The organism is Paraburkholderia sp. Ac-20342, assembly GCF_017104985.1.
Lineage (GTDB): Bacteria > Pseudomonadota > Gammaproteobacteria > Burkholderiales > Burkholderiaceae > Paraburkholderia.
Window position 1 is genome coordinate 1 of record NZ_JAAGPQ010000177.1, and the last position, 4,994, is coordinate 4,994.

The 4,994-nt window shown below is 65.1% G+C and carries 3 protein-coding genes; 2 read left to right on the forward strand and 1 reads right to left on the reverse strand.

What is annotated here, in order from left to right; translation table 11 throughout:
* Both G3N58_RS33360 and G3N58_RS33365 read left to right on the forward strand, forming a co-directional pair.
* A partial coding sequence (locus G3N58_RS33360) for a DUF2300 domain-containing protein (RefSeq protein WP_206001318.1) occupies nt 1-1,061 on the forward strand: 1,061 nt, incomplete at its 5' end.
* An 80-nt stretch (nt 1,062-1,141) separates the two neighbouring features.
* Complete coding sequence (locus G3N58_RS33365; RefSeq protein ID WP_167285825.1) at nt 1,142-1,936, forward strand: DUF2135 domain-containing protein; 795 nt, start codon at nt 1,142-1,144, stop codon at nt 1,934-1,936.
* Between the two features lie 505 nt (nt 1,937-2,441).
* Here the strand turns inward: G3N58_RS33365 and rpoD are convergent.
* Nucleotides 2,442-4,448, reverse strand: coding sequence for an RNA polymerase sigma factor RpoD (rpoD, locus tag G3N58_RS33370; protein WP_206001319.1), 2,007 nt, complete (start codon nt 4,446-4,448; stop codon nt 2,442-2,444).
* Nucleotides 4,449-4,994 lie beyond the last annotated feature (546 nt).

Genomic DNA, 4,994 nt, shown 5'->3' on the forward strand with positions numbered 1-4,994 from the left:
CCGACGGCACGCCGGTATGGCTCGGCGGACCCGGCGGCAGCGCGCGCGTGCTTGCGGCCGCGGCGCCGCGCATCGCGCCGTTGCTGACGTCGATCACGGTGCCCGACGACGGCGCCTGCGTGCTCGTCGATTTCTTCAGCCGCTATCCGGTTCGCGAAGTGCTCGGCGCAGTGCACGACGACGCGCCCGACGATGCACCCGGCGGCAAGCGAAGCTCGACGGCCGTACCCGACGGCCCGTTGCGCGGCGAGTTTCGGGTCGGCTTCGTCAACGGCAACTGGGCGCGCGTGACGAGCCGTGGCGAACTGCGGCTCGACCGGAACGGGAGCGGCGCGCCGCAGATCGTCGGCCGGTTCGGCATGAACGACTACGTGGCGCGCGTGGTCGAGCGCGAGGGCGACACGAGCCAGCCGGAAGCCGCCAAGGCGCTCGCGGTCGCGGCGCGCACCTACGTCGTGCAGCACGGCCGCCACGACCACGGCTGCTTCCGTATCGACGACAGCAGCAGCACGCAGCGCGTCCTGCCGCGCACTCCCGAGCCCGCCGCGCGCCGGGCCGCCGATCTGACCGATGCGCTCGTGCTGACCGGCGTGCCGGTCCAGTATCACCACGACAAGGCCGCGCCGGGGCAGATGAGCTGGCTCGACGCGAAGGCATCCGCGCAAGGCGGCCGCGCGTTCGACGCGATTCTCGCGCGCACCTGGCCGCAGGCGACGCTGACTTCGTTCGAGAGTCCGCTCGCGGGCGACTGCATCGCGGTGGCCGGCGCGCAAGCCTGGCTGCAACGCAACGCGCCGCTGTGGGCACGCCGCCTGGAAGGCGCGGACGGCTACGAGACGCCCGATCTGCCGGCCGTGTGCGCGGTGCGCGAAGGGCGGCCCTATGCCGACGCGCAGCGCAATCGCGTCTACGTGTACCGCCTCGTGACCGAAGAGGACCGCATCGCGTTGACGCACGAATACCTGCACCTCGCGTTCCAGCATCATCCGCGCGGGCTCGACGAAGCGTTCGTCGAGCGCACCGCGCGTCTGCTGATCCGCACCGACGGGCAGATTCAATGAGCGAGCCCATGAACGATTCGACGAGCGATGTGATGAGGCGGATTTTTTCCCGTGTAGAGCGTGAGACAGGAGCGGTAACGATGAAATCCAGCGCGACAGGTTGGCTGAAGGCGGCGGGCTGGTGGCTCGTCGTCTGCGTGCAGACGGCGCCGGCCGCCTGGGCGGGCGATATCGATTTCAGCGCGCCGCTGAACGGCTGGCGCAACACGAGCGGCGACAGCGAGCGCTATACGCAGGACGTGCACTACCCGGCGGTGTCGGTGTCGACGCCGGAAGGGCAGTCGAAATTCGCACTGATCGAAGGGCAGATCCGCAACACGCCGAAGAAGAAGGGCACCTCGGTGGGCACGCTCGTCGTGAACGGCACGCCGCTGCCACAGCGCGTCGAGGAAGACGGCCGCTTCTCGCGGCCGTATGCGTTTCCGTCCGGCAGCAACAGCGTCGAATTGCGCGCCCCGGACGGCAGCCGCAAGCGCGTGCAGTTCTACGACGCCTACAGCGGCAAGACGCAGCCGAAGCTGCGCGTGGTGCTCGCATGGGACACCGACGGCACCGACCTCGATCTGCACGTCGTCTCGCCCGACGGCGCGCACGCGTGGTACGGCGATCGCGTGACGCCCAACGGCGGCTCGCTCGACGTCGACGTGACGACCGGCTACGGGCCGGAGATCTATTCGTCGGCGGCGCCGCTCAAGGGCACCTACCTCGTGTTCGTCAACTACTACGGCAACGGCAATAGCGGCAGCGACATAACGGTCGCGCAGGTCACGATTATCACGAACGAGAACACGCCGGACGAGAAGAGCGAAACGATCCGCGTGCCGATGCGCAAGCCGGGCGAGCTGACGCTCGTGAAGACGTTTGTGATGCCGTGAGGCCGGGAAGGCGGGGTGTCGGCGATCAGCGCGGGCGTGTATGCGGACGATGGTAGGCGAGGTTCGCGACCTGTCGTGAGCGCGCGCGTGAAATCGAGTGGGCTCAATGAGTTAGCGCGGTCATGCGCAGGTTGTCCACAAGCTTGTTCCCAGTTTCTGTGGACAACAATCGAACGCCTGTTTGGACCGGCGTGAAGCGCCATGTCGTGCGACGCGGCGAAGCAAAGGCACGCGTGCGGGCATGGGGGGCGGAAGAGGTTATGCGTGCGCTGCGTATTCTATTGCTGTCGCGAAGAATGGAGCGCGAATAGCCATCACGCGCGCGAAGATCGCCCTGTGTTTCCACATGCGTGCTACGCGGCTGAAGGGAGCAGGCAGCAGAAGTCACCGTTGGCCGGTTGGTTCTGCTGCTTGTGTATGAGGCGGGGGTGTTGCGGCTTGCCGTGCGGGGAGCACGGCAAGCATGAAGGCCTGAACGCGGCCTGAAGGTGAGGGCGGCCGAGGCTTAACGGTCGAGGAACGACTTCAGACGGTCAGCGCGGCTCGGATGCATGAGCTTGCGCATTGCCTTGCTTTCGATCTGACGGATCCGCTCGCGCGTGACGTCGAACTGCTTGCCCACTTCCTCGAGCGTGTGGTCCGACTTCGTATTGATGCCGTAGCGCATGCGCAGCACCTTCGCTTCGCGCGGCGACAGCGAGTCGAGCGCGTCGTCGATGGCGGCGCGCAGGTCGGCCTGCATCGCCGCATCGGCCGGCGAGGAAACGCCCGCGTCTTCGATCATGTCGCCGAGCGTCGCGTCGCCGTCGTCGCCGACCGGCGTTTCCAGCGAGACCGGCTGCTTCGCGATCTTCAGAATGCCGCGCACTTTCTCTTCCGAGAGTTCCATGCGCTCGGCGAGCACGGCCGGATGTGCTTCCTGGCCGGTCTGCTGCAGAATTTCGCGCGAGATGCGGTTCAGCTTGTTGATCGTTTCGATCATGTGCACCGGCACGCGGATCGTGCGCGCCTGGTCGGCGAGCGAACGCGTGACAGCCTGGCGAACCCACCACGTCGCGTACGTCGAAAACTTCCAGCCGCGACGGTATTCGAACTTGTCCACGGCCTTCATCAGGCCGATATTGCCTTCCTGGATCAGGTCGAGGAACAGCATGCCGCGGTTCACGTACTTCTTCGCGATCGAGATCACGAGACGCAGGTTCGCCTCGATCATCTCGCTCTTGGCCTTGCGCATCTTCGACTCGGCCGCGACCATCTGGCGGTTGATCTCTTTCAGCTCCTTGAGCGGCAGGGAAACCGTCGCTTCGATTTCGATCAGCTTCTGCTGTTCGGACTGGATCGCCGGCAGATGGCGCTCGAGCGCCGCGCTGTAGGCCGTCGAGGCCGGGCGCGCCGCGCGCTCGGTCCAGCCGAGGTCGGTTTCGCTGCCGCCGAACGATTCGATGAACTTCTCGCGCGGCATGCCGGCCTTCGAGACGACGATTTGCAGGATGTTGCGCTCGATCGAGCGCACTTGCGCGACCTGATGCTGCACGTCGCCGCACAGGCGGTCGATCGTGCGGGCGGTGAAGCGGATGCGCGCGAGGTGCAGCTGGATGTCTTCGCGGGCGCGCAGATAGGCTTTCGAGCCGACGTCGCCGCGCGTGTGCGCCTCGTTCATCTGGTCGTACAGGATGCCGACCTGCGCGAAGATTTCGAGGCAGTCGCTCGTGAGCTGCTTCAGACGCGCTTCGTCCGCCGCCGCTGAGTCGGCCTGGCCGACGTCGTCGCCGTCCTCGTCTTCGTCGCTATCGTCGGAGTCGGTGTCTTCGTCGGCATCGGCGTCGGCGCTTGAGTTCGAGTTCGAGTCTTCTTCCGCGGCCACGTCGTCTTCATTGAGACCGTCGACCAGTTCGTCGATGCGCAACTCGCCGTCGGCCACCTGCTGGGCGCTCGCGAGAATCGCGGAGATCGCGAGCGGGCACGCGGCGATCGCCTGCACCATCTGATGCAGACCGTCTTCGATGCGCTTCGCGATTGCGATTTCGCCCGCGCGCGTCAGCAGTTCGGTCGCGCCCATTTCGCGCATGTACATGCGCACGGGGTCAGTCGTGCGGCCGAATTCGGAGTCGACGGTCGAGAGGGCGACTTCGGTTTCCTCGTCCGCCTGGTCGTCCGAGACGACGGTCGGCGTGTTCGAGTTGAGCAGCAGGGTTTCCGCGTCGGGGGCCTGCTCGTAGACCTGCACGCCCATGTCGCTGAACGCGCTGACGATGCTGTCGATCGCCGCCGTTTGCGTGAAGTTGTCGGGCAGGTGGTCGTTGATCTGCGCGTGGGTCAGGTAGCCTTGCTCCTTGCCTAGCTGGATCAGCGCGCGCATCAGGCGCTGACGTTCTTCGGCTTGTTGCGGCTGCAGTTCGGCCGCCACGGGGATCGCTTTGCCTGCGCCCTTGCCCTTGGCCGTGCGGCCCGAGGAAGCTTTGGCGATGAAGGCGGTTTCGTTTTGCGAATCTTCGCGATCAAAAGGGTTCACGTATTTTCCTCTAGAGGCTTCGCTATGAGACGCAAGACGCTACCGTCAGGCGTTTCGAGCAGGGCTCAGCATCACCTGATGTGACTCAACGCGGTTGTTTGGCTGTGCTCTGGGGAGCAAAAAGATGAGCCCGCTCGAAGCGGGCCGATAGAATGAATGCGAAATTTGCGCGGCTCGCATTATATACGAGCTTGCGTGTTCGCGCTCACGCTTGCACATCAATTAGTCATATTTGTGTTGCTTCGCAGACGTTGACGCATCACATGCGTGGGTGTTTCCGGCGGACGATGGGTTGATACGCGCATCGGCGGGCATCGCTGCCGCTCGATATATGTGGAGATGTTTCGCCCTCACGCAAGGGGATCGGTTGCCATGCCCTCACACACTATGCATGAGGCGCATCTTTTTGCATCGGTTCGAAGAAAATTCGCACAGGGGTCTTGACGTGACGTGGGGTGGTCAGCATAATCTCGTTTCTCTGCTGCAGACGCAGCGACGCGAACGAAGCGGTGCCGGGTGGTGTTGGGCATGGTTGAGTGAGCGGAC

Bases quoted from the DNA above. Each gene is read 5' to 3' on its own strand.
- G3N58_RS33365 (WP_167285825.1), top strand. From the start codon at position 1,142: ATGAAATCCAGCGCGACAGGTTGGCTGAAGGCGGCGGGCTGGTGGCTC.